Origin of the sequence: Paenibacillus sp. FSL R5-0810 (assembly GCF_038002285.1) — a bacterium.
Classification (GTDB): domain Bacteria; phylum Bacillota; class Bacilli; order Paenibacillales; family Paenibacillaceae; genus Paenibacillus_AQ; species Paenibacillus_AQ lactis.
Genome location: NZ_JBBOCF010000001.1, coordinates 6,248,479 through 6,270,625, shown reverse-complemented (window position 1 = coordinate 6,270,625; position 22,147 = coordinate 6,248,479). Strand labels below are relative to the sequence as shown.

General features: G+C 52.8%; 19 protein-coding genes and 1 riboswitch. Of the genes, 6 read left to right on the top strand and 13 right to left on the bottom strand.

Translation table 11 applies throughout. The annotated features are described in order from the left end of the window. Nucleotides 1-46: 46 nt before the first annotated feature. A complete protein-coding gene (locus MKX76_RS28020; RefSeq protein WP_007132017.1) occupies nucleotides 47-505 on the bottom strand; it encodes a chemotaxis protein CheX in 459 nt (152 codons plus the stop codon). A gap of 410 nt (nucleotides 506-915) precedes the next feature. Between MKX76_RS28020 and MKX76_RS28015 the strand changes: the two genes are divergently transcribed. Both MKX76_RS28015 and MKX76_RS28010 read left to right on the top strand, forming a co-directional pair. Next, on the top strand, nucleotides 916-1,818 hold the full coding sequence (locus MKX76_RS28015; RefSeq protein WP_341034952.1) for a LysR family transcriptional regulator: 903 nt from the start codon (nucleotides 916-918) through the stop codon (nucleotides 1,816-1,818). Nucleotides 1,819-1,886: 68 nt separating this feature from the next. Next, nucleotides 1,887-2,696: a histidinol-phosphatase gene (locus MKX76_RS28010; RefSeq protein ID WP_213616290.1), complete on the top strand. Its 810-nt coding sequence runs from the start codon at nucleotides 1,887-1,889 to the stop codon at nucleotides 2,694-2,696. A 315-nt stretch (nucleotides 2,697-3,011) separates the two neighbouring features. Here the strand turns inward: MKX76_RS28010 and MKX76_RS28005 are convergent, their stop codons facing one another. Continuing rightward, entirely contained in the window at nucleotides 3,012-3,920 is a 909-nt protein-coding gene (locus tag MKX76_RS28005) for a metallophosphoesterase (RefSeq protein ID WP_213616288.1), read from the bottom strand. A gap of 156 nt (nucleotides 3,921-4,076) precedes the next feature. On the opposite strand from MKX76_RS28005, the gene MKX76_RS28000 reads away from it, so the two are divergent. Continuing rightward, nucleotides 4,077-5,456: an aldehyde dehydrogenase gene (locus MKX76_RS28000; RefSeq protein ID WP_213616406.1), complete on the top strand. Its 1,380-nt coding sequence runs from the start codon at nucleotides 4,077-4,079 to the stop codon at nucleotides 5,454-5,456. A gap of 197 nt (nucleotides 5,457-5,653) precedes the next feature. On the opposite strand, the gene MKX76_RS27995 is transcribed toward MKX76_RS28000, so the two are convergent. The 5 genes from MKX76_RS27995 to MKX76_RS27975 form a co-directional block, all read right to left on the bottom strand. Beyond that, a complete protein-coding gene (locus MKX76_RS27995; RefSeq protein ID WP_007132012.1) occupies nucleotides 5,654-6,346 on the bottom strand; it encodes a potassium channel family protein in 693 nt (230 codons plus the stop codon). A 121-nt stretch (nucleotides 6,347-6,467) separates the two neighbouring features. Beyond that, on the bottom strand, nucleotides 6,468-7,268 hold the full coding sequence (locus MKX76_RS27990; protein WP_341034951.1) for an aminoglycoside N(3)-acetyltransferase: 801 nt from the start codon (nucleotides 7,266-7,268) through the stop codon (nucleotides 6,468-6,470). A 118-nt stretch (nucleotides 7,269-7,386) separates the two neighbouring features. Further along, nucleotides 7,387-8,151, bottom strand: coding sequence for a succinate dehydrogenase iron-sulfur subunit (sdhB, locus tag MKX76_RS27985; protein ID WP_007132010.1), 765 nt, complete (start codon nucleotides 8,149-8,151; stop codon nucleotides 7,387-7,389). A gap of 15 nt (nucleotides 8,152-8,166) precedes the next feature. Next, nucleotides 8,167-9,912 (bottom strand): succinate dehydrogenase flavoprotein subunit, encoded by a 1,746-nt coding sequence (gene sdhA, locus MKX76_RS27980; protein WP_028404808.1) that lies wholly within the window; start codon nucleotides 9,910-9,912, stop codon nucleotides 8,167-8,169. A gap of 200 nt (nucleotides 9,913-10,112) precedes the next feature. Next, nucleotides 10,113-10,781: a succinate dehydrogenase cytochrome b558 subunit gene (locus tag MKX76_RS27975; RefSeq protein WP_028404807.1), complete on the bottom strand. Its 669-nt coding sequence runs from the start codon at nucleotides 10,779-10,781 to the stop codon at nucleotides 10,113-10,115. A 263-nt stretch (nucleotides 10,782-11,044) separates the two neighbouring features. Between MKX76_RS27975 and MKX76_RS27970 the strand changes: the two genes are divergently transcribed. Then, the gene (locus tag MKX76_RS27970; RefSeq protein ID WP_007132007.1) at nucleotides 11,045-11,971 is read left to right on the top strand and encodes a LysR family transcriptional regulator; all 927 of its coding nucleotides are present in this window, start codon (nucleotides 11,045-11,047) and stop codon (nucleotides 11,969-11,971) included. Between the two features lie 21 nt (nucleotides 11,972-11,992). Here the strand turns inward: MKX76_RS27970 and MKX76_RS27965 are convergent, their stop codons facing one another. Both MKX76_RS27965 and MKX76_RS27960 read right to left on the bottom strand, forming a co-directional pair. Then, nucleotides 11,993-12,667, bottom strand: coding sequence for a potassium channel family protein (locus MKX76_RS27965; protein WP_007132006.1), 675 nt, complete (start codon nucleotides 12,665-12,667; stop codon nucleotides 11,993-11,995). Nucleotides 12,668-12,683: 16 nt separating this feature from the next. Next, complete coding sequence (locus MKX76_RS27960) at nucleotides 12,684-14,012, bottom strand: TrkH family potassium uptake protein (RefSeq protein ID WP_373872059.1); 1,329 nt, start codon at nucleotides 14,010-14,012, stop codon at nucleotides 12,684-12,686. A 75-nt stretch (nucleotides 14,013-14,087) separates the two neighbouring features. Next, nucleotides 14,088-14,234: riboswitch (cyclic di-AMP (ydaO/yuaA leader) on the bottom strand. Nucleotides 14,235-14,525: 291 nt separating this feature from the next. Here MKX76_RS27960 and MKX76_RS27955 point away from each other — a divergent pair. Next, nucleotides 14,526-16,214, top strand: a complete 1,689-nt coding sequence (locus tag MKX76_RS27955) for a CPBP family intramembrane glutamic endopeptidase (protein ID WP_341034950.1) — start codon at nucleotides 14,526-14,528, stop codon at nucleotides 16,212-16,214. Here MKX76_RS27955 and uvrC read toward each other — a convergent pair. Continuing rightward, nucleotides 16,186-18,300, bottom strand: coding sequence for an excinuclease ABC subunit UvrC (gene uvrC, locus MKX76_RS27950; protein ID WP_341034949.1), 2,115 nt, complete (start codon nucleotides 18,298-18,300; stop codon nucleotides 16,186-16,188). The two genes, MKX76_RS27955 and uvrC, sit on opposite strands and share 29 nt — an antisense overlap. Nucleotides 18,301-18,602: 302 nt before the next feature. Then, a complete protein-coding gene (trxA, locus tag MKX76_RS27945; RefSeq protein ID WP_007132002.1) occupies nucleotides 18,603-18,920 on the bottom strand; it encodes a thioredoxin in 318 nt (105 codons plus the stop codon). A gap of 250 nt (nucleotides 18,921-19,170) precedes the next feature. On the opposite strand from trxA, the gene MKX76_RS27940 reads away from it, so the two are divergent. Then, entirely contained in the window at nucleotides 19,171-19,326 is a 156-nt protein-coding gene (locus tag MKX76_RS27940; protein WP_007132001.1) for a hypothetical protein, read from the top strand. A gap of 101 nt (nucleotides 19,327-19,427) precedes the next feature. Here the strand turns inward: MKX76_RS27940 and dnaI are convergent, their stop codons facing one another. Both dnaI and MKX76_RS27930 read right to left on the bottom strand, forming a co-directional pair. After that, nucleotides 19,428-20,381 (bottom strand): primosomal protein DnaI, encoded by a 954-nt coding sequence (dnaI, locus tag MKX76_RS27935; protein WP_210094560.1) that lies wholly within the window; start codon nucleotides 20,379-20,381, stop codon nucleotides 19,428-19,430. Nucleotides 20,382-20,416: 35 nt separating this feature from the next. After that, complete coding sequence (locus tag MKX76_RS27930; RefSeq protein WP_341034948.1) at nucleotides 20,417-21,919, bottom strand: DnaD domain protein; 1,503 nt, start codon at nucleotides 21,917-21,919, stop codon at nucleotides 20,417-20,419. Nucleotides 21,920-22,147 lie beyond the last annotated feature (228 nt).

The following is a 22,147-nucleotide window of genomic DNA, read 5'->3' as shown; positions in this document are numbered from 1 at the left end:
TCCCGGCATTGCTCTGCAGGAGCCCGGCGGCTCACTTGGTCTTATTTTACGAAATCATGACTTGAATATCCAGTTCGCCGATGCCTTCCATCATGAGGGGAATGCACAGCGCCTTTTTCTGAAACAGGCCGGAGGCATGATCCGATTTAATCACCCGCGGCGGCGTAATATCAACGCTTACTCCTTGGTTGGACAAAATCATGCTGGCATTGCCGCTAATCATATTGCCCAGCTCTGATATCGCACTCTGTCCCATCTCGTCCATTTCGGTAATGACATATCCGCCCATCATGGCCGATACCATGTGCAGCGCTACCTTCTCCTGGATCCCAAATACGATATCCCCGTTCATTTGCCCTGTCATTCCGATTTGGATCCAGATATGATTCTCGATAAATCCGATCTCCTTGACCCCAAGATTCCCCGTGGAAGGTGAAACCTGTATGACTTGCTCGATCACATGTCGTGCGGACTCTAAAAAAGGATTGATGACTTCCGCTTTCATTCCTTACTTTCGCCCCTTTCACTGGGTTGTTGGTCAGGGTCCCAAAGTCCCAACGATTTATTTAAACATTATAATGGATACCCTTTAATAAATCATCACAAATTAGCGACAACCCCCTATTCCAACAGCTCTTCCAACTTTGGAGCTATCGTAATAACGTCGATTTCGCATTCGGTCATCCATTCGCTTAAAAGGTACTTTGGTCTCACCTGAAGCTATGTCTACTTTACTATTATCGGATGCATTCGCAATCTTTTAATAATAAATGTCCGGATTTCGAAACTTTTTAGCTGACACAAGCGGAATGCTGCCTCAATTGCTCCTTCAGGCAGAATACCCTATAATTTAAATAAAGCGGGCTGCACGTGGATTTACGAGCGGAAGAATCATATCAAGTAAGGAGGAAGGCTATGAACATCAGCCAATTGGAAACGCTAATTACCATCTCCAAAACGATGAGCTTTCGCAAAGCCGGAGAGCTTCTTAATCTGACACAACCGGCCGTATCGGCTCAGATCAAGAGCTTGGAGGAAGAGTTCAAAACCGTGCTGGTAGACCGGAGCCAACCGGTAACGTTAACCGACCGTGGACAGGTGTTCGTGGAGCATGCCGAGCAAATTCTGAGCATCGTGGACGAGCTGAAGCAGCGGCTGTCGGATCTAGACCAGACGCCTCAAGGGCATATTCAATTAGGTACGACCACTTCCATCGCCATTCAGATTCTGCCCCGGGTTCTTTCCTACTTCCAGGATCAGTTCCCCCACATTAAAACAACCATTCAATCCATGGCATCCTCACAAATCTACCATAGCGTGGAGAATGGTCTCATCGACATCGGAATCGGTTATTTGATCGAACGCAATCCCAACCTCAGCACATCCATCCTGTACTACGATACGTTTGAATTAGTTGTATCCCCTCAGCACCCGCTGGCCAAACTATCCAAGGCAAGCATCGATGTGCTTGGCAGCACGCCTCTTATTTTGCTATCGCGCGATACCGTTGGCCGCCGTTTCGCCGACGACGTCATGAAGAAGCACGGCATCGATCCTCAGGTGGTCATGGAGCTGTCCAGCAGCGAGGAAATCAAACGGATGGTTGAGATTAATCTTGGCGCTGCCATCATTTCGAAGCAATCCGTAGCGACAGAGCTTCGAAACGGCACCCTGCAGATCGTTCCGCTCAGCGAGCTGGAGGTAAGCCATCCGGTCGGCGTCATCTATAAGAGCAGCCGTTATGTAAGCTCGGCCATGCGGCAATTTTTAAGCGACTTGAAGGGCATGCCGGAAACGCAATTCATCAGCACCGAGTAAGTCACGATGATCATGACCAGAATCGGGATGCTATATTATGACGATAACAGCATGAAGGAGGGCTTATCATGAAATTTGATCTGCACACCCACCATTTCCGCTGCGGCCATGCGGACGGCAATATCCGGGATTATATCGAAGCGGCCATTGCTGCGGATTTACAAGTCATCGGGATTTCGGACCATACGCCATACTTCGGAAGCGAGGAGGAGCATCCTTTTCCTTCCATCTCCATGGCTAAAGCCGACTTTGACGGGTACGTCCGGGAAGTGCTGCAATTGAAACGGGAGTACGAGGGCAAGATCAAGGTTCTGCTGGGAATCGAATCGGACTTCTTTCCTGAGCATGCCAATGTATATCAACAGGCTATGTCTGCCTACCCTTTCGATTACATTATCGGATCCATCCACCACGTGAGAGGCGTCAGCATATTTAATAAAAACCGGTGGAAGAAGCTGACTCCGTCCGAGCAAGTGGCCGATAAGGAGGAGTATTTCAATCTGATCCGGCAGTCCGCGCGAAGCGGGATGTTTCAAATTATCGCGCACATGGATGCCATGAAGGGCAACTATCCGTTATTCTCCGAAATCAAGGCAGACGAAGCGATAGAGGAAACGCTGAAGGTCATCGCGGAATCCGGGCTGGCGATCGAAATCAACACCTCCGGCAAAACGAAGCTGTGCGGCGGATGGTATCCGTCCAACGAAATTCTGGAGGTTGCGCATCATTACGGCGTCGATGTGACCTTCGGCTCCGACGCGCATAAACCGTCCCGGGTCGGCGACGAGTTCGAGGAAGTGGCCAAGGTTCTGAAAGAGATCGGGTTTAAGGAATGGGTCTATTACGAGCAAAAACAGAAGGTTGCCGTACCTCTTTAACAGGGGTACCCCTTCTGTTTTTTTATTGCAGATCCATAAATAATACACAGGAACAAAAAAAGTGGACCCGCACAGCGGATCCAAAAGCATCATATATATTCTCAAAAGGGGGTCATGTGATAAGTTTAACCTCTCGCTGTTAGAGTTTCATAACAGGTATATTTCAATTGTGTAACAAAAATTCAAATTGTACGTTTCATATTGATCCATTCGCCAGGACATGCACGGCCATTTGAATGGTATCGCATCTTGTTATTATTGCAACTTGTTATTTATCAATACTATGATGGCGATTTGGCACCAAGACTTTCACGATCACACGTCTGCCCCCCGGAGCGTCAATACCGTCAGCTCCGGTTGACATAGCAGCCGGATCGGCAGCTGCGTCATCCCGATCCCACGATTGACATACAGCGGCATCCCACGGCTGCCGACATGATACAAGCCTTGTACATAACGTTTTGCCCCAGGTGGCGTCACAACCTCCCCAAGCCAAGGCAGCCGTACCTGCCCGCCATGGCTGTGGCCGGACAGCTGCAGATGAACCGGGTACTCCGCAGTTGTATCACCATAGTCCGGCTCATGCATCAGCACTATCTTGATCATCCCCTCCGGGAGTCCTTCAAGCGCCGATGCCGGATCAGGATGCCCCCATATTCCGTCATCCAAGCCCACAACCGCGATCTGTTCGCCGCCTCGTCTGAGCTTGGCATGGCTGTTACGAAGCACGGTGAATCCCGCCTTCTCCTCCATCCGGATCAGCTTCTCTACATCGTAGAAATCATGGTTGCCGAGGATCGAGTATTTTCCGAACGCGGCTTCGAGGCCGGACAACGGCAGAATCGCTTCCTCCAAAGCATCAACCTCCCCGTCCACCATATCCCCTGTAAAGCATATGAGATCCGGCTTCTCCCGGTTAATGGCTTCAACCACCCGCACGGCGGCCTTGGCACCTGCATAAAAGCCCAGATGCATATCGCTGAACTGAACAACCTTCAGGCCGTTGAAAGCGGCAGGCAGACCATTCAGCGCCAGTGTTAGCCGCCTGACCTCCAGCCGGTTAGGCTCCCACAAGGAGGCGTAGGCACCCACCGCAAGGCCTGCTCCCAGGACGGCAGCCGCCCCATGCTTCAGAAACCTGCGCCGCGTCATGGTCGTGCCCGCTGCCGGCTTGGCATCCGCTTGGCTGGATGGCCGCTGCGGCCCTGTGGATGAATTTTTCATAAACGGACATCCTCCTATATAATATGGAAAAGAACACCCTGAGTGTATTGGCATGAACTTATCTGAGGACATGCTCGATAGCACGGTTAGATTTATTACTTTTATACGATAAATCGTTACAAGTCTATGCCCATGGAAAGGAGCCTGCAGCTGCTTATGATTGTTAACGAATCCATCCCGTCATTAGTTTCATCGCAGAAGCAGTTTTTCCTGAAAGGATTCACGAAGGAGCCGGAATTCCGGATCCGGCAGCTCACCAGACTCCGCGAGGTCATCGTCGCCAGAGAGAGCGAGGTAATCCAGGCGCTGCGCCAGGACCTGAACAAGAGCGAGCAGGAAGCCTATACGACAGAAATCGGCATCGTTTACAAAGAGCTCTCACATATCTTGAAAAATATAAAGCGCTGGAGCAAACCCGAGCGCGTGAAAACGGCGCTGACGCATGTCGGCAGCAAGGGGATGATCTATCCCGAGCCGTACGGCAGCGTGCTAATTATTGCTCCTTGGAATTACCCTTGGCAGCTTGCCATCTCTCCCCTGATCGGCGCGCTGGCTGCGGGCAATACCGCTGTTGTTAAGCCGTCCGAGCTGACGCCGGCCGTCTCCGCGCTTATTACGTCCATCCTGGAAGAAACGTTCCCGCCGGAGTACGTCGCTTCTGTTGAGGGCGGGCCCGAGGTCAGCACCGTGCTGCTGGAGCAGCCGCTGGACTATATCTTTTTTACCGGCAGCGTGAATGTGGGGAAAATCGTGATGGAAGCAGCAGCCAAGCGCCTGACTCCCCTCACGCTCGAGCTCGGGGGCAAAAGCCCCTGCATCGTCCATGAGGACGCTCCACTGAAGCTGACGGCATCGCGCATTGCCTTCGGAAAGTTCACGAATGCCGGGCAGACATGCGTAGCACCCGATTATGTATTGGTTCACAGCCGCGTAAAAGAGCCGTTCATCGCCTATTTAAAGGAAGCGATCATTGAATTCTATGGCCCTGAGCCGCTGAACAACCCCGATTACGGCCGAATCGTGTCGCAGAAGCACTTCAATCGGCTGGCAGGCTTTCTGGATAACGGCCACCTTCGGCACGGCGGCAAGGCCGATAAGGACAAGCTCCGCATTGAACCAACGGTTCTTGATCAAGTAGCTTGGGATATGCCGGTGATGGAAGAGGAGATTTTCGGACCCATATGCCCGATCCTGACTTATGATGACATGAACGAAGCGATCCGGGCCGTTCAGTCACGCCCCAAGCCGCTTGCATTCTATTTGTTCACCGAGAATGAGGACCTACAGGAGCATGTGCTGTCCTCCGTTTCCTTCGGCGGAGGCTGCGTCAACGATACGCTCATGCATCTGGCTACGCCGTATTTGCCGTTCGGCGGTGTCGGCGAGAGCGGGATGGGCTCGTATCACGGGCAGTACAGCTTCTACACCTTCTCGCATATGAAGAGCGTGCTGAAGCAGACGAACCGGTTCGACTTTAAATTCCGGTATCCGTCAAAAAACGGGCTAGGCATTCTCAAAAAGCTGCTGAAGCCGTGAACCGGGGATAGCCATCCACGAGAGCGGACCCGGGAACTTGATGGCGTCGATTGATCCCCACTCCCTTGCAGGCTGTACGCCTATCAACGTGTGATGTCAATTATTGATGACTGCTGGGTGTTACCGCTGCCCGTCAGCGTCAGCTGACAAAGCACCTTGAGCCGAAATCAATTCCTGCGCTCATCAAATTTGGCTGACTATCGGGTAAAATGCTTGCGCTCATGCGGCGGGGCGGCCGTTCCCGGTTCGCCCTCTTCAGTGCTGTAGGTTTCAGGCCGATCACTACCCGGCTTGAATATTTGCCGCAGGGTTCCAAGCATGGACAGCGCATAAGCAACGGTGATAAAGCTAAAAGCGATCTCCAAGATGACGACCAGTCTTGAAGTGTTGTCAACCGGACTTACATCCCCATACCCGACCGTCACAAACGTGGCCATGCTGAAATATAGAAACGTAATGAACTGCGACAGCGGGTCCTGCCCTAGATTATCCCCTTCAAAGGATACACCGCCAAACAGCTTGTAGATTGACATATAGACCAGCGTGAAAAATAAAATACACATGGCAGCGGCCATGCTGATTCGGATGAGGGTTGTCTTCATATCGACATGCCGGTTCACGGAATCCGCGATTTTATCGAAGATGTACAGCACATAGAAGACAACCGAGCACAAGGAGAAGATCACAATGAGAGCACGCATCCCTCCCTTGCCTGGTACAATTTCCATCAGATCGATCCAACCAAGCAAATCCTCCACCGACACCAGCACATAAATCAGCAAAGGCGCGAGCAGCAGCGGCCGGCTTGACCATTTCTTGTCCATCATGTAGAACGCATAAATCAAGGCTATCAACCCCGCCAAATTGAGCAGCCACATCCACCAGCTCATGAGCGTCCCCTCCTTCCTACGGCCCCATATCGATCGTTCGTACTCCGGCCGCATTACACCTAATCATTTATTACCCTTGGAGAGGAGCTCATGCAACTGGCGTTCCTTGGCAATCCGACTTTTACCGGTTACGGGCAAGCCACTCTACGGCAAAATCCACCATTCTACGCTGTTTGACCAGGACGCAAGAGGCTGCGCCTACGTTCCCGTAACTGCAGGCTTCCTTGCACTCCTGCTCGAATGCAGCCCCCAACGCTTCAAAATCGTCGGCATGATAATTGATATCCGAAAAGGACACCCATTCCGTCTTGCCTCCAGCTCTCGATACCGGCGCTTGGGACGTAATATGCTCTTTGCCCCTCCACGCCGCGCGATACTCGGCCAGATGGAAGGAGGTATTGCTGCCATAGCCGGTCCCGAGCATCAGCACGAAGGCGTCTGCATCGTACAGCCGGGCCAGAGGCGAGGATTCCCCGAGGCCGTCTGTCAGCGGATGCGGGTCCATCAGCCCCTTCGCTGCACGGCCTCGAGCCGCGAAGGAGACATGCGGATGAAGGCTCCGGATGACCCCCTTCTGCTTACGGAACGTTTCCGGAATAACCCCCATTCCCGAGGTTACCGTAGCATCGGGATCAAAGGGAGGCATACTGTCCCGGATCAGCTGCCACCATTTCGGATCGGCGGGCGGATTTCCCCAGGTCTCCGGGTTCGTCAAGTTCGGGGACTGTGTGGGCATCACCAGCGTTCCTTCCTTACCCAGCACCTCCGTTAGCGCGAGAATGACGGCTTCAGCCCCGCCGACGATCCATCCGCCGATGCTCTTAAGCGAAGAATGGAGAAGCACCGTCATCCCTTCCTTAACGCCTAAAGCGGCGAGGTCCCGACTCAAATCCTGAATCGTAATCGGTCTTTCTGTAATCATGATTGCGTACCACCTTTAGATAAAAAGTTCTGCTATTATCGTACAACATAACAGCGCCCGACCGCGAATGATACAAGCGGTCAGGCGCTGTTGTTGCCATTTCGTAAGCTTTTCGGTTCTAGACGCTGAGCCAGCGCTTGAACAGATGCTTCGTTGTTTCTTTATTCATCTCCGCGATCGATGTCGTCAGCGGAATGCCTTTCGGGCAGGAGCGTACGCAGTTCTGCGAGTTGCCACAGCCTTCAATGCCGCCGTCCTGCATCAGCGCCTCCAGGCGTTCCTCCTTGTTCAGCTCGCCAGTTGGATGGGCGTTGAACAAGCGGACCTGGGAAATGGCCGCTGGACCGATAAAGTCGGTCTTCTCGTTGACATTCGGGCAAGCCTCAAGACATACGCCGCACGTCATGCATTTGGACAGCTCGTAAGCCCATTGGCGCTTCTTCTCCGCCATGCGGGGTCCGGGACCGAGATCATACGTGCCGTCGATCGGAATCCAGGCTTTAACCCGCTTCAGGGCGGAGAACATCCGGCTCCGGTCGATGACCAAGTCGCGCACGACCGGGAAAGTCTTCATCGGCTGGATGCGGATCGGCTGCTCCAGCTTGTCGATCAGCGCCGCACAGGCTTGGCGCGGCTTGCCGTTGATGACCATTGAACAGGCACCGCATACTTCCTCCAGACAGTTGGAATCCCAGCATACCGGGGAAGTCGTTTGGCCTTGCGCATTCTTCGGATTGCGCTGAATTTCCATCAGCGCGCTAATTACGTTCATGCCGGGACGGTACGGAACCTCAAATTCCTCTGTATACGCTTTGGATTCCGGGTTGTCCTGACGAGTGATGATAAATTTTACTGTCTTTGAGGCGGCTGCCGTTTGAGCCATGGTAAATCCCCCTTCTTACTTTTCTTTCGAATAGTCGCGAATACGCGGCGGGATTAAGGAAACATCCACTTCTTCGTACGAGATTTGCGGTCCTTCTGGCGTCCATTTCGCTTTCGTTGTTTTCAGGAAATTCTCGTCATCGCGATCAGGGAATTCCGGCTTATAGTGAGCTCCGCGGCTTTCATTCCGGAGCAGGGCTCCAAGCGTCATTGCTTCCGCAAGCTCCAGCATGTTCCACAGCTGACGCGTGAATGCCACGCCTTGGTTGTTCCAGCGGGACGTATCGGTCATGTTGATGTTGCGGTAGCGCTGCTTCAATTCCTTGATCTTGTTGATCGTCTCCTGGAGCTTGTCGTTGTAGCGGACAACGGTCATGTTGTTGGTCATCCATTCGCCAAGCTCTTTATGAATCACGTAAGCATTTTCCGTGCCTTCCATCTTCAGAAGCCCTTCGTACTTCGTGGTCTGCTCTTTCGTGTACCGGTCGAAGACGCTGGAGGAGATATCCTCGGACGATTTCTTCAAGCCTTTAACATACTCGATCGCCTTCGGACCTGCGACCATGCCGCCGTAAATGGCCGATACGAGCGAGTTCGCGCCCAAGCGGTTGGCTCCGTGATATTGATATTCGCATTCCCCGGCTGCGAACAGGCCAGGAATATTCGTCATCTGGTTGTAATCGACCCACATGCCGCCCATGGAATAATGGACTGCAGGGAAGATCTTCATTGGAATTTTGCGAGGGTCGTCACCCATAAACTTCTCATAGATCTCGATGATGCCCCCTAGCTTCACGTCCAGCTCCTTCGGATCCTTGTGGGAGAGATCCAGGTATACCATGTTCTCGCCGTTAATGCCAAGGCCCATGTCCACGCATACGGAGAAAATTTCGCGAGTCGCGATATCCCGCGGAACGAGGTTGCCGTATGCAGGATATTTCTCTTCGAGGAAGTACCAAGGCTTTCCGTCTTTATAAGTCCAGATCCGGCCGCCTTCACCGCGGGCCGATTCCGACATCAGGCGCAGCTTGTCGTCGCCTGGAATGGCGGTCGGGTGAATCTGGATGAATTCGCCGTTAGCGTAGTATACGCCCTGCTGGTATACCGCGCTTGCTGCCGTACCGGTGTTGATAACCGAGTTCGTCGTTTTACCGAAAATGATGCCGGGGCCACCGCTGGCCAGAATGACGGCATCTGCCTTGAACGCCCGGATCTCCATGGAGCGAAGGTCCTGGGCGGCAATGCCGCGGCATACGCCCTCGTCATCAATAACCGCGTTCAGGAACTCCCAGTTCTCGTATTTGGTCACGAGACCTGCAGTTTCCCAGCGGCGCACCTGCTCGTCAAGCGCGTACAGCAGCTGCTGGCCGGTGGTCGCTCCAGCAAACGCCGTGCGGTGATGCTTCGTTCCGCCGAAGCGGCGGAAATCCAGAAGGCCTTCAGGCGTACGGTTGAACATAACGCCCATGCGGTCCATGAGGTGAATAATGCCCGGAGCGGCTTCGCACATCGCTTTAACCGGCGGCTGGTTCGCCAGGAAGTCCCCGCCGTAAACCGTATCGTCAAAGTGCTCCCACGGGGAGTCGCCTTCACCTTTCGTATTAACCGCTCCGTTAATGCCGCCTTGCGCGCACACGGAGTGAGAACGTTTCACAGGTACCAGTGAGAACAGATGAACATGGGCTCCTGCTTCGGCCGCTTTAATGGTTGCCATCAGTCCGGCAAGGCCGCCGCCCACTACGATAATATTAGATGCTGCCATTTATACGTTCACTCCTTTAAGAGGTTGTTCAAAAAGTCGTCTTTTGATCACGTAGTGTATCAAGATGTAACTCGGCATCGAATCTTGAACTCAGCCGGGCCTTCCAGTGCTCACGTACCCAAATCGTACGCTCCGCCCTTCAGTCCCTAACTTCATCCAACCTTCTCGGTGCTGAAAAACCGGCTTTTTGAACTTGCACTTTAAGCCAAGACTGTCTTAACTACATCGATCGCTGCTTGCGCAGCTTGGAACTCGGAGTTTCTGAATCCGGTCATCGCAAGGATAAACAGGACGCTCATAAATACGAACAAGCCCATGCAAATGTATGTGGATACTCGCTGCGCGCGCGGGCCGACGGTAATGCCCCAGCTGACGAGGAATGCCCAAAGGCCGTTCGCGAAGTGGAACGTAGCCGATACAACGCCGATAATATACAGAACAAATAATACAGGATTGCTCACGATATCGTGCATGACGGCACCCAGATCATCATGGGTGATCTTGCCGATCATGATCTGAAAACGGGTGTCGTACATATGCCAGATCACAAATACGAACGTAATAACCCCGGTAATCCGCTGAACGGTAAAACGGATGTTCCGCTCATAATTGTAATTGCCGATGTTGTTTTTGGCCTGATACGCAATGTACAGACCGTAAATGCCGTGGTACATCAGCGGCAGCCAGATCAAGAACAGCTCAAGGAAGAAGATTAGAGGCAAGCTGTTCAGTAAATTCACGGCTCCCTTGAAGCCTTCCTTTCCACCCTCGAAAGCCTGAAAGTTGGATATCATGTGGCTGAGCAGAAATGCTCCAAGCGGTATGACACCGAGTAAGGAATGCAGCTTTCTGGAATAATACCCTTTCATCAGTTGACGTTCCCCTTTCCAATGTGCAGCGTTTTCAATTTCACTCTTTCCTATTTACGGAACAATTACACTTACTTACACTGTGCTTTTCGCGTGCAACGACAAAATGTTCCCTTTTTCCACAAACGTGTGAACATCCTGTGTCATGTTTCATGTTACTCCTTTTTTTCTTATAAGGGAATTGCAATATAATTATTAATCGTTATAATCTATACGCATAAGTAGTTATTGGAACACTATCCTATATATAATGGAGGAATATCATGTTCGAAGATCTGGACATGTTTGCCGTTGTGGTGGAGCAATCCAGCATCAATAAAGCATCCAAGCTGCTGAACCTGTCCCAGCCGGCGCTCTCGCGGAAGATCGCCAAGCTCGAAGACGAGCTCGGCCTGCCCCTGTTCAACCGGCGCGGCAAGCGCCTTGAGCTGACGTCGATCGGGCAGATCGTATATACCTTTGCGCTGGAGCAGCGCCAGCAGCAGCTGAAGCTCATGCAGACGCTCGCCCACTATCGGGAAGGGGAGCAGATCTCGATTAATCTGGGCGCGAGCCTGACGACGCTGCAGACGACGCTGCCCCCGCTCGTCAACGCGTTCATGGAGCGGCATCCCGCCGCGGAAATCAAGCTGATTACCGGCAAAACCCATGAGATCGTTTCTTATGTAAGGGATAAACGGGTGGATGTCGGCATCGTCGCCTCTTCCATCAACCAACCGGGACTAAACTGCATTCCCCTGTTTGACGATCATCTGGAGCTCGTCATTCCCGCCGTCCATCCGCTGGCGGAGCTGGAGGATGTCGAGGTCGAGCACCTCCAGGGGCTTCCGATGATTATTTTCTCGACCGGAACCTGGTACCGTAAGCTGACGGACGACCTGTTTCACCGGTGGGGCATCATGCCCGATATTCGGATGGAGATCGATTCCTTCGAAGCGATCGTCCGCTTGATCCCGACCTGCAAAGCAGCGGCCCTGCTTCCGAAATCATACCTCCGTCCGCAGCTGCTCTCCGACAACGGGCTTGTGGACATTCACATCCCCGCGCTCATGGAGACGCGGCGGACGACCTCGTTGATTTACGGGGATGCTTCAGAGCTTAGCAGCGCCGCCCGCCGCTGGATTAACGAAACCGAGGTGCTCTTCCGAAGCCTTGCGGAAGAGAAGCAGCGAAAAAACCTGACGACCTAGAGATCGTCAGGTTTTTTTGTATTATTTCTGCTGCAGATTCACGACTTCCGTCTCAAACCGCTCCACATTGTCGTTGGAGCCGATGACGACCATAACATCGCCGGCGTTGACCACGTCCATCGCCGTCGGCGCGACGATAATGCCGGATCGCTTGTTGAGGGCGACCACCGTGACACCGTAACGGACGCGCGTGTTCAGTTCGCTTAACGTCTTGCCGTCCATACAATCGGTTACCGTCATTTCCACGATCAAATAATCCTTAGATAATTCGATATAGTCGAGCAGATTCGGCGTAACCAGCTGGTGAGCCACACGGATTCCCATATCCCGTTCGGGGAAGATGACCCGGTCCACACCCAGCTTCTGCAGCGCCCGGCCGTGCAGCACGGAAATCGCTTTGGCCACGACGGTCGATACGCCAAGCTCCTTGAGCAGGATGGCGGACAGAATGCTCATCTGGATATCGTCTCCGATCGCGACGATCCCGCAGTCGAAGTTGCGGATGCCGAGCGATTTCAGCATCTCCTCATCCGTAGCATCGGCGACCACCGTATGGGTCAGATACTCGCTCATATCCTCGACGACCTCTTCGTTCCGGTCAATGCCGAGAACCTCATAGCCTAGTTCCATTAGTTCCAGTGCCAGACTCGAGCCGAACCGCCCCAAACCGATCACTGCAAATTGCTTTGGTTTCATGTCTCTCCTATACTCCTTATCCAATAATCATTTTGCCTTCCGGATGACGATACAATTCTTTACCCTTTTTCGGACCGAGTGCATAAGCCAGCGTCAGCGGACCTAGACGTCCGGCAAACATCGTTAAGCTGATCAATATTTTGCCGAACACCGTCAAATCCGGCGTCAATCCCATCGACAAGCCGACGGTGCCGAAGGCCGAGGTCGTTTCGAATAGAATCTCCAGAAAATCCGCATCCTCTGTCGTGGACAGGATCATGGATACCGTCAATACGAGCAGCAGCGCAAGAAGCGCAATCGTTAACGCCTTTAAGACCCGCTCCTGAGCGAGGCGAAACCGGAATAAGACGATGTCCTCACGCCCTCTCATCATCGCGAACACGGCCCCTACCATCACCATAAAGGTTGTCGTCTTGATTCCGCCCCCGGTCGATCCCGGCGACGCTCCGATAAACATAAGTATAATAATGAAAAATTGCGTAGCTTGCCTTAGGCCGCCGATATCAATCGAATTCGCGCCCGCTGTTCGCGGACTGACCGATTGGAAGAACGAGGCGAGCACTTTACCTCCCCCGTCCAAGGAGCCCAGCGTTAACGGATTGGTGAACTCAAAAATAAATATGATGATCGCCCCGATGAAGATCAACGCCCCCGACATCGAGAGAACGACTTTGGAGTGAAGCGACAGCTTCCTTTTTTGACGGAAATCGATCAAATCGGATAATACAACGAACCCGATGCCGCCGGATATGATCAACAGCATGGATACGATGTTTACCAACGGATCATCGACATAATCCGTGAGACTATGAAAATCACCGAACAGATCGAAGCCCGCATTGTTAAACAGCGAAACGGAATGGAACACCCCAAAATAGAGGGCTTTTCCAATAGGCATATCCCATGCCCAGCGCAGTGTAAACAGTACGGCAGCGCACGCCTCGAAGGTCAAGGAATAGATAAACACCCGCCGGATCAAACGAACGATCCCTTCGATGGAGGACTGATTCATCGCTTCCTGCAGAACAAGCCGGTCCTTGAGCGATATCCTCCGCTTGAATACCAGGGCGAACAGGGTTGCCATCGTCATAAACCCAAGCCCGCTGAGTTGAATGAGCAGAAGGATCACCGTATGTCCGAAAGCACTGAAGCTTGTGCCTGTATCCACGACAACAAGCCCGGTCAGACAGACGGCGGAAGCCGCCGTAAACATGGCGTCAATCCCGCTGATCGGTTCGCCGGTCCTGCTGGATACGGGCAGCATGAGCAGAATGGTACCGACCAGGATCGCCGCCGCAAAACCGAGCGCAAGGATCTGCGGAGGTGACAGCTTAAGCCACTTCATTTTTGAGTTCAAAGTTTCACCTTCTCCAAAAAAATCAAAGAAAAAAGACACTGGAAAACAGTGCCCTTCACGGTCTGGTTCCTGTGCAACAGCCTACGAGGTTAGCTGACGGATTCGGGCATTATCACAGGCCGCCCTATCCATGATCCGAAAGAGATCATGAAATTCACCCCAATTACATGGTTCCCCCGTTCTCATTACGAAATTCGGCTGGTTTATTCGGTTCCTTGAAGCATGATGTGATTATAACGCAATCCGGAAGCGAACCCAACGTCGTTTTTTTACCAAAAAGTCTTTAAATGAGCGCGAATTGGGCATATTCAAGAGTACAAGGATATGGTTCTCTAACGTTTTCGAAACCTTTCATTCCTTTTCAGCGTTTTATTTCATTATTGGCCCTTTGGGATAAGCAGGGCTTGTTCTTCATATGTATGTTATATTGACTCTATGATCCGCTTTTTGCGGGGCCGGTTATTCATATCGGAAAGCACTAAAATTAAGAGGAGGAATTTCATGAACCGTGCCGAAGAGCCCCTGAAGCTGACGCCTAACCTAAAGAAGCTTATCGCACCGGCCATCATCGGTCTGATCCTGTTTCTTATATTCCAGGTACTCCCATCCACTTCCTTCGAGTCGACCGATACGCCCTATCCGCAAATCATTTCCAAGGATGAGGCTGCGCAAGCGGCGTCACGGTTCGCTCGCGAACGTTTAGGGTTTCCTGCTTCCGAAGGGCAAGACCCCCTTGTTACATACCAGTCCAACTCCGAGCTGTACGGATATTTGGCCAAGGAAAAGAAGCTAAAGGAGTATAACAAGAATTACGAAGCCAAATACCCATATGACGTATACCGCGTCCGCTTCACCTTGCCGGGTGGCGATGCGCTGAACGTGGATGTGCATATGCAGAATGCCGGCATCGCGGGATTCTCCTATGATTCCGCCCGCTCCAGTTACGACAGGATCGAGCTGAATCAAGGGGAGGTCCGGAAGCAAATGCTGCTTCTGGTTGAGGAAGGCATGACGCTGGCCGAGAAGCAGGCGCTCGCGGAGCCGTGGCTCAAGTGGGCCGGATACGATGCGACGCAGCTGCAGCTTTCTACCCGGGAAGGCGAACCTAAGCTGAGATATACCGTCACGGAAGCCGCCATCGGGGATTCGAGGCTGCAGCTGGCATTTACCTTTGAACATGGGACACTGCGTTCCTTCGAGCCCGCGTTCTCGGTTCCGGCAGCGCATGCTGCCTATGTGAACAAGCAGACGCAGGATGCAACGCTGCTGACGCTGGTCGGGTACGGTTTGTTTACGCTTGTGCTCGGTATCCTGGCCATCGTCTACAGCGTCAAGACCAGAGCCTATACCTCGTTTAAGCGCGGTATCCTGCTGTCCGTCCTGTTGTTTGTCATCCAGATGCTGAATACGTACAACCTGGTTCCGGTCTTTAAGGCACAAGGAATGTCCGAGACCGGCATCATCGGGATGATGATCTTCTACGCCATCTACTCCCTCGTCTTCTCCGCCTTGCTCTATTTCTCGCTTGTCGGCGGAAGCGGTCTATGGCGGAAGGAAGACGGGCTTAATCCGTGGCCGCGTGCCAAGGAGCCCGGGTACGGCCGCTATGTCTTGGAAAGCATGAAGGTGGGCTATTTGTGGGCCCTCATTCTGCTCGGCATTCAGTCCTTGATCTTCATCGCGCTCGGCCTGACCTTGAACACCTGGTCCACGACCGATGCCTCGCAGTCGCCTTACAACATGCTCTATCCATGGCTGTTTCCGCTGATGGCTTGGCTGGCAGGCATTTCGGAGGAAGCGGTGTACCGGCTGTTCGGCATTAGAATGGTGAAGAAAATCGTGCGCAGCACCTTTGTCGCGAGTTTGATCACCTCGATCATCTGGGCGCTAGGCCATACGCTGTATCCGATTTACCCAGTCGTATCCCGCCCGATTGAGCTGGTCATTATCGGCCTGCTGTTCAGCTATATTTTCCTGAAATACGGATATATTGCGGCCATGTTCTCGCATGTCGTCTTCAACAGCATTCTCATGGGAATCAGCCTGGTCATGCTTCAAGGGACCCCTAATGTGCTAATCGGCCTGTTCTATATGGTGCTGCCGGCAATCGTGGCTTACGTGATCTATCGCTTGAATCCAACAAAAAAAGAGAAGCCGTATGTCACGACTCCTCATCACGAAGGGCATTGAGTATATCTGTAGCTAATTTTTCACCGATCGAAAGGGGCTTAAAGTCTTCGACTGAAGCCTCTTTTATTTTTTTGATCGAGCCGAAATGCTTCAGCAGCAGCTTCCGCCGCTTCTCGCCGATGCCCGGGATCGAGTCCAGCTTGGACGAAACCATCGATTTGCCGCGCTGCTCTCGATGGAAGGAGATCGCAAACCGGTGGACCTCATCCTGGATGCGCTGAAGCAGATAGAACTCCTGGCTGTCCCGCGGCAGGGACACCGGCTGCGGCGGATCGCCGACCATCAGCTGCGCCGTTCTATGCTTGGCATCCTTCACAAGCCCGCAGACCGGAATAAACAGTCCCAGCTCATTCTCCAGCACATCGATCGCAGCCGATATCTGTCCCCTGCCGCCGTCGACCACGATCAGGTCCGGCAGCGGCAGATTCTCCTTCAGCACCCGCTCGTACCGTCTCCGGATGACCTCACGCATCGTCTCGTAATCATCCGGCCCCTGCACGGTGCGGATTTTGTACTTCCGGTATTCCTTCTTATCCGGTTTCCCGTTTGTAAACACGACCATCGCCGAAACCGGATTCGTTCCCTGTATGTTCGAGTTGTCAAACGCCTCGATCCGGTTCAGGGATTCGATGCCGATCACTTCGCCGAGATTGGCCGCGGCAATCGATGTCCGCTCCTCATCTCGTTCGATTAAGCGGAATTTCTCATCCAGCGCAACCTTTGCATTTTCAATCGCCATCCCGACCATCTGGCGCTTTAAGCCGCGCTGCGGCACATGCACCTTAACGCCGAGCCATTCCTGCAAGGCAGCTGCACCTCCGGCGGCGTCCACCAGGCCGGCAGCCTCCGCCCGCTCGTTCTCGGCTTTTGTCGCGGCGGCCAGACGTTCGGCCTCCTCCCCTTGCCCGGGGCTTTCCGGACCGCCGGCCGAACCTGAGCCGGACGGGTCCTCAGCGACTGCTAAGGCAGGCGATCCAGCGGTATCGCCCTCACCGGCGCCTGGGGCCAGGCCGCTCTCGTTGGAAGCAGCGGCTCGGCTGCCTGCTCCCTCCGATATCGAATCATTCTTGGCTGCGATGCTGTCTTGCGCATCGGAGTCGGCCTCCTCAATCAAGATCGGTCCGGGAAGCAGGATTTCCTGCGGGACGGCAGGGTTATCGCTGTAGTACTGCGCGATGAAGGACATGAAGTCGCTGTGCGCGTCACCGTAGAACGGAAAAATCGACTTGTTGCGCTGCACCATTTTCCCCTGGCGCATATACAGAATTTGCACGCACATCCAGCCCTTATCCACGGCATAACCGAAGACGTCACGGTCCCGGGTGTCTGTTGTGGTGATCTTCTGCTTCTCCATCAAGGTGTCGATATGGATGATCTGGTCCCTCAGCTCCTTGGCGCGTTCGAAATACAGGTCTTCTGCGGCTTCCTGCATTTTGCGCTGCAGCTCCTTCTTGATCTCTTCATGGCCGCCGCTTAGAAAGGAGGTGATTTCGCTGGTGATCTCCTCGTAGGCGGTCTTCGGCACCTCTTTCACGCATGGAGCCATGCATTGGCCCATATGATAATACAAGCACACCTCTTTCGGCATAACCCCGCATTTGCGCAAAGGATACATGCGGTCGAGCAGCTTTTTCGTCTGTTGGGCGGCATAGGCGTTCGGGTAGGGTCCGAAATACTTGGCTTTATCTTTAAGCACCCGGCGCGTTACTTCCAGGCGTGGATGCTCTTCGTTCGTAATTTTTAGATATGGATAGGTTTTGTCATCCTTCAGCAGTACATTATATCTTGGCTGGTGCGTCTTGATCAGGTTGCACTCCAGGATGAGCGCTTCCATATTGCTGCCCGTTACGATGTATTCGAAATCGCGGATTTCGGCCACCAGCATCTGGGTCTTGCCGTTGTGACTGCCGGTAAAATAAGAGCGCACCCGGTTCTTCAGCACTTTGGCCTTGCCGACATAAATAATGGTTCCTTCCCGGTTCTTCATCAGGTAGCACCCGGGCTGATCGGGCAGCAGCGCCAGCTTGTGCCGGATATTCTCCAGCGCCTTCTCCTGCTCCTGCAGTTGTTTGCCGAAGTCGTCCATCTTCTTCCTCCTCTCCAAGAAGATTATATATGATTATGATGATGAGATTGCTGCAAAAAATCCAAAAAGCGACGATCAATCTGCAATGTATAGGTCAACGGTTTTGTTCGTGGCGCCAAAGGCGCCAGCGGGCGGCTCGATCAAGATGGCGCTGTTTCGGGGTCTATATATTGTACCCGGAAGCGGCAGTAATCGAATGCTGCAAAATCCTGATGATAAACCGCATAAAGCGCCTATCGGATTGTTGACCGAAGGCGCTTTATGGAAGCTTTATTGCGGTAGCGGCACTTGCATATCAAGCATTATTGATGCTTCGCAATGATGCCTTTCAAGGCTTCTTTGGAGTTAAGCCCTACCACTTTATCGACAGGCTGGCCGTCTTTAAAGAAAATCATCGTCGGAATGCTCATAACGCCGAAGCGTGCTGCGGATTCCGGATTTTCATCCACGTTCACCTTTGCGATTTTTACATCGTCGCCGAGTTCTTGGGACAATTCGTCCAGAATCGGAGCGAGCATTTTACAAGGACCGCACCATGGGGCCCAGAAATCAACTACAACCGTTCCTTGACCTTCCACTTCGTTGGCGAAGGTTTGATCGGTAACATTAACGATAGCCATTGTATACTCCTCCTTACAGGATAATTTCAAGATATAGCGCGAATCATAATGTCGAATGCGTCGACGGTTTTAGTATACCACAAACTTTAAGAAAAAGTGAAATATACTCACCTAAAGAAAGGGGATTTCTCGGAATATTCATGCAATCTTTACAAATGATTTGGACATTGGGTATACTACTAATAATAAGTCGGGTGACCTGTCTTAGCCGTGCATACGGAATGTTCACCTTTTTGAGGAGGCAAGCACCATGGATGTAAACGTGCGCATGAACGATCCGCGGGAGCACATCAACGAAGAACCGCGCAATGATTTCAGCGATTTGATGATGGGCTTTCTTGGGATGTTCGGTTTCATGACCATCATCTTCTTCGGATTCGTCATTATCAAATTTTTGGTCGGCTAATTGACGGCTCCTTGCGCTAAGAAAAGCCTGATCCCTGTCATCGCGTCCTGTGACGCTAAAGGGATCAGGCTTTTTTACATTTCTATAGGCAGCAGCCTTGCCTAGAATTTTCCCCTCTGATTCTCGCCGTATAAATGAACGACGTCCACGAACGGTGCAATGCGGTTCATCAGCCGCTGCCCCTTATGGGCCTCTTCCCCGTCCTTGCTCGTAAAGCTTAGGTGCCGCTCGAGTCCGTCCAGCGGATAATTCGACGTGTAGAAGGTCGGCTTGCGGTTCATCCGGTAATTCAGAATCGACCCCAACACATGATCCCGTACCCAAGGGCTTAAATTCTCGGCGCCGATATCGTCGAAGATCAACAGATCGCAGTTCTTCATCGTCTCGACCATTTCCTTCAGCTTCGGCCCGTCCTGCATCATCGTTTTTAGATCCTCTACAAAATCAGGCATATACACGATTACACCCGAATACCCCGCCATCGCCAGCTCGTAGAGCAGATAGCCCATCAAATAGGTCTTGCCGGTGCCGAAGGATCCGGTCAAATACAATCCCCGGGGACTAAGCCCATTCTCCTTCGTCTCCTTAATATACTTGAACACCTGATGAACTCCGGGAGCTCTCAGCCGGTCCTTGGCCATAATCTCCATATGGTCATAGCCTTCATTCAGCGCTTTGTCGTCGACATAGAAGCTGCGGATCCGCTTCCGGATCTGATCCTCATTCGTTTTGGCAACCTGCAGGGAGCACGGCGTTTTCCGTTCATAAATCTCCACCGTTCCGTTAACCCGCTGAATATCCAGCTTGCTGTAGTGTCCCTGGAAATCATTCGGGCAACGGTCCAGTCCCGGACACTGCTTGCAGTTGGCCTGATCGCCGGCATACTGGTACAGCTTGCTTAAATTGATGCGCAGCACCCGGTCGTCAATCTCCGGATATTCCGCACGCATCGCCTGAATAAGCGGATTCTTCAGCAGCTCCTCCGTAATCTCGGCCGTTCTGCGCCGCAGCGCAGAGCTCTTCATACTTTCCAGCAGCTCGCCAAGGGATTCCATCTCTCTCCCTCCTTCATCTATAGCATCTTTGGTTCTTATACGCCTTTCTTATTGCCGGCCTGCATCTCGGCAGCGAACCTCATCATCTCTTCGAATTCTTCATCCGTTACTGCCTCGCCCTTATCGGTCTCCAGCGCCACCGGAATTTCGGGCTTCGCCTGTCCGCTTCTAGCGTATGTACGCGTGCGTGCTGAGCCCTGCTTCTGCTTGCCTTTCATCTTGGCTTGGTCCCTTATATATTGAACAGCCTTCTCATAGCTGTTAACCTGCTTCAGCAGCATGTTGGAAGCGATCGCCTCCACGAAATTACGGTTGATCCGCTGCTCGCCGCCGACGGCGATCAACGACACCAAATAATGAATCAGTACGTTGATGACCTCGCCCGGCAGCTTGTAACTAAGGTCGATCTTCTCGAAAATGTCCAGGAACTGAGCGGGTACGGTCCCCGGGAAGAACGTCTGCAGCAGCCGGGTATACGGCTCATTGCGCAGCATCATATTATATTGATGAATATCGCACTTCGACTGGAACTGCGCAGGCACCTCGACGTAATACTCCATCTGCACGGCATGCTCCTCGGCAGGCTTATCCGGATCCGTATTCAATTCCTGATGCAGGGCTACCACCTTGCCGGCCGTAATCTGCCTCTTCTCCTGAAGCTTCATTCCCTGGCGGAAATGAAGGCTCGCCTTGTGCTGCAGATCGTCCAGGACAATTTCCCCGTGCTCGGTGAAGATTCCGTCCTCGTCCAGAAGACGGCACAGGTCCTGAACGCTGAGATCATACTTGCGGACCACATAATTCACGATCCCCATCTGCTCATGATCGTAGCGAAGACGCTCCACGAACACCCGGTTGCGGGACTCGCGCGGGAAGCGGAGGATAATGTCCGCATAATTGAGCCCTTCTCCCGGCGGGGTCGGCGGCAAGGCCGGCCTGGACACCGCTACCTCCTCCAGCGCCTGCTCCAATTCGTAATCGATCACATGGGTATTCAATTCGAAAATATCATAGAAGGGAACCGAAATGTTCTCCTTGTTCAGCGAAATGCCCGACCATTCATGAGGCTCCTTGCTCCACAGCTCCTCGCGGAGCGAAAGTACGGCGAATTTGCCGACCTTATCGCGGAGCAGCAGTGTCAAATGCTGCGTGTTGAAAAATTCGGCAGGACTGAGCGGAGCTTGCAGCTCATACTCGTAGATGTAGTCGTCCGTCTCGGGGACGAACATCCGGCTCGTCTGCAGTAAGCCTACTGCCTCCAGCTTGGAGGTTTGCTCAATCAGATACCGGCGTCCTTTCTCACTGGGCTCCAGCCCCAGCGTCAGAAACAGCCGCCGCTGCTGTTCGATCGCCGAATACCCGACCTTCTCGGCCGGCACATGCTGGACGAAAAGACGGTACAGGCTGATCGCAAAGGCGCCTACCATCGGCTGATATATCGAGCTGAGCATCTTGTCGTCCAAGCTGCTCAAACAGAAGTCACGGTATACGCAGTAACGGTGATTCTCGGTAAAATATAAAAAATTAGTCATGCGCATCGCTGTTGCTCCCCCTGTCGCCCAAAAATAGACTTCCTCTATTCTATCACAAATCAAGGGATCGGAAGTCGGTTCTTTTGCATCAAAAATATTGGAATTCCATGCAAGCGCCTCATTCGTTCAGAGCGAATAATAAGCGGCGGCCCCCAGTATCGAAGAGCCGCCGCCATCATCCTATTCGCCTATTGCTCCTGCTTCAAATCCCTTGAAGCGGATATGCCGCAAGTG

What these genes read in the sequence shown, in the direction of transcription:
- MKX76_RS28000 (WP_213616406.1), top strand. Translation starts at nt 4,077, where the DNA reads ATGATTGTTAACGAATCCATCCCGTCATTAGTTTCATCGCAGAAGCAG.
- MKX76_RS27960 (WP_373872059.1), bottom strand. Translation starts at nt 14,012, where the DNA reads ATGAAGTGGCTTAAGCTGTCACCTCCGCAGATCCTTGCGCTCGGTTTT.
- MKX76_RS28010 (WP_213616290.1), top strand. Translation starts at nt 1,887, where the DNA reads ATGAAATTTGATCTGCACACCCACCATTTCCGCTGCGGCCATGCGGAC.
- MKX76_RS27940 (WP_007132001.1), top strand. Translation starts at nt 19,171, where the DNA reads ATGGATGTAAACGTGCGCATGAACGATCCGCGGGAGCACATCAACGAA.
- MKX76_RS27990 (WP_341034951.1), bottom strand. Translation starts at nt 7,268, where the DNA reads ATGATTACAGAAAGACCGATTACGATTCAGGATTTGAGTCGGGACCTC.
- MKX76_RS27955 (WP_341034950.1), top strand. Translation starts at nt 14,526, where the DNA reads ATGAACCGTGCCGAAGAGCCCCTGAAGCTGACGCCTAACCTAAAGAAG.
- MKX76_RS27995 (WP_007132012.1), bottom strand. Translation starts at nt 6,346, where the DNA reads ATGAGCTGGTGGATGTGGCTGCTCAATTTGGCGGGGTTGATAGCCTTG.
- MKX76_RS27970 (WP_007132007.1), top strand. Translation starts at nt 11,045, where the DNA reads ATGTTCGAAGATCTGGACATGTTTGCCGTTGTGGTGGAGCAATCCAGC.
- sdhA (WP_028404808.1), bottom strand. Translation starts at nt 9,912, where the DNA reads ATGGCAGCATCTAATATTATCGTAGTGGGCGGCGGCCTTGCCGGACTG.
- dnaI (WP_210094560.1), bottom strand. Translation starts at nt 20,381, where the DNA reads ATGGAATCCCTTGGCGAGCTGCTGGAAAGTATGAAGAGCTCTGCGCTG.
- MKX76_RS28015 (WP_341034952.1), top strand. Translation starts at nt 916, where the DNA reads ATGAACATCAGCCAATTGGAAACGCTAATTACCATCTCCAAAACGATG.
- uvrC (WP_341034949.1), bottom strand. Translation starts at nt 18,300, where the DNA reads ATGGACGACTTCGGCAAACAACTGCAGGAGCAGGAGAAGGCGCTGGAG.
- MKX76_RS28005 (WP_213616288.1), bottom strand. Translation starts at nt 3,920, where the DNA reads ATGAAAAATTCATCCACAGGGCCGCAGCGGCCATCCAGCCAAGCGGAT.
- MKX76_RS28020 (WP_007132017.1), bottom strand. Translation starts at nt 505, where the DNA reads ATGAAAGCGGAAGTCATCAATCCTTTTTTAGAGTCCGCACGACATGTG.
- trxA (WP_007132002.1), bottom strand. Translation starts at nt 18,920, where the DNA reads ATGGCTATCGTTAATGTTACCGATCAAACCTTCGCCAACGAAGTGGAA.
- MKX76_RS27965 (WP_007132006.1), bottom strand. Translation starts at nt 12,667, where the DNA reads ATGAAACCAAAGCAATTTGCAGTGATCGGTTTGGGGCGGTTCGGCTCG.
- MKX76_RS27975 (WP_028404807.1), bottom strand. Translation starts at nt 10,781, where the DNA reads ATGAAAGGGTATTATTCCAGAAAGCTGCATTCCTTACTCGGTGTCATA.
- sdhB (WP_007132010.1), bottom strand. Translation starts at nt 8,151, where the DNA reads ATGGCTCAAACGGCAGCCGCCTCAAAGACAGTAAAATTTATCATCACT.
- MKX76_RS27930 (WP_341034948.1), bottom strand. Translation starts at nt 21,919, where the DNA reads ATGCGCATGACTAATTTTTTATATTTTACCGAGAATCACCGTTACTGC.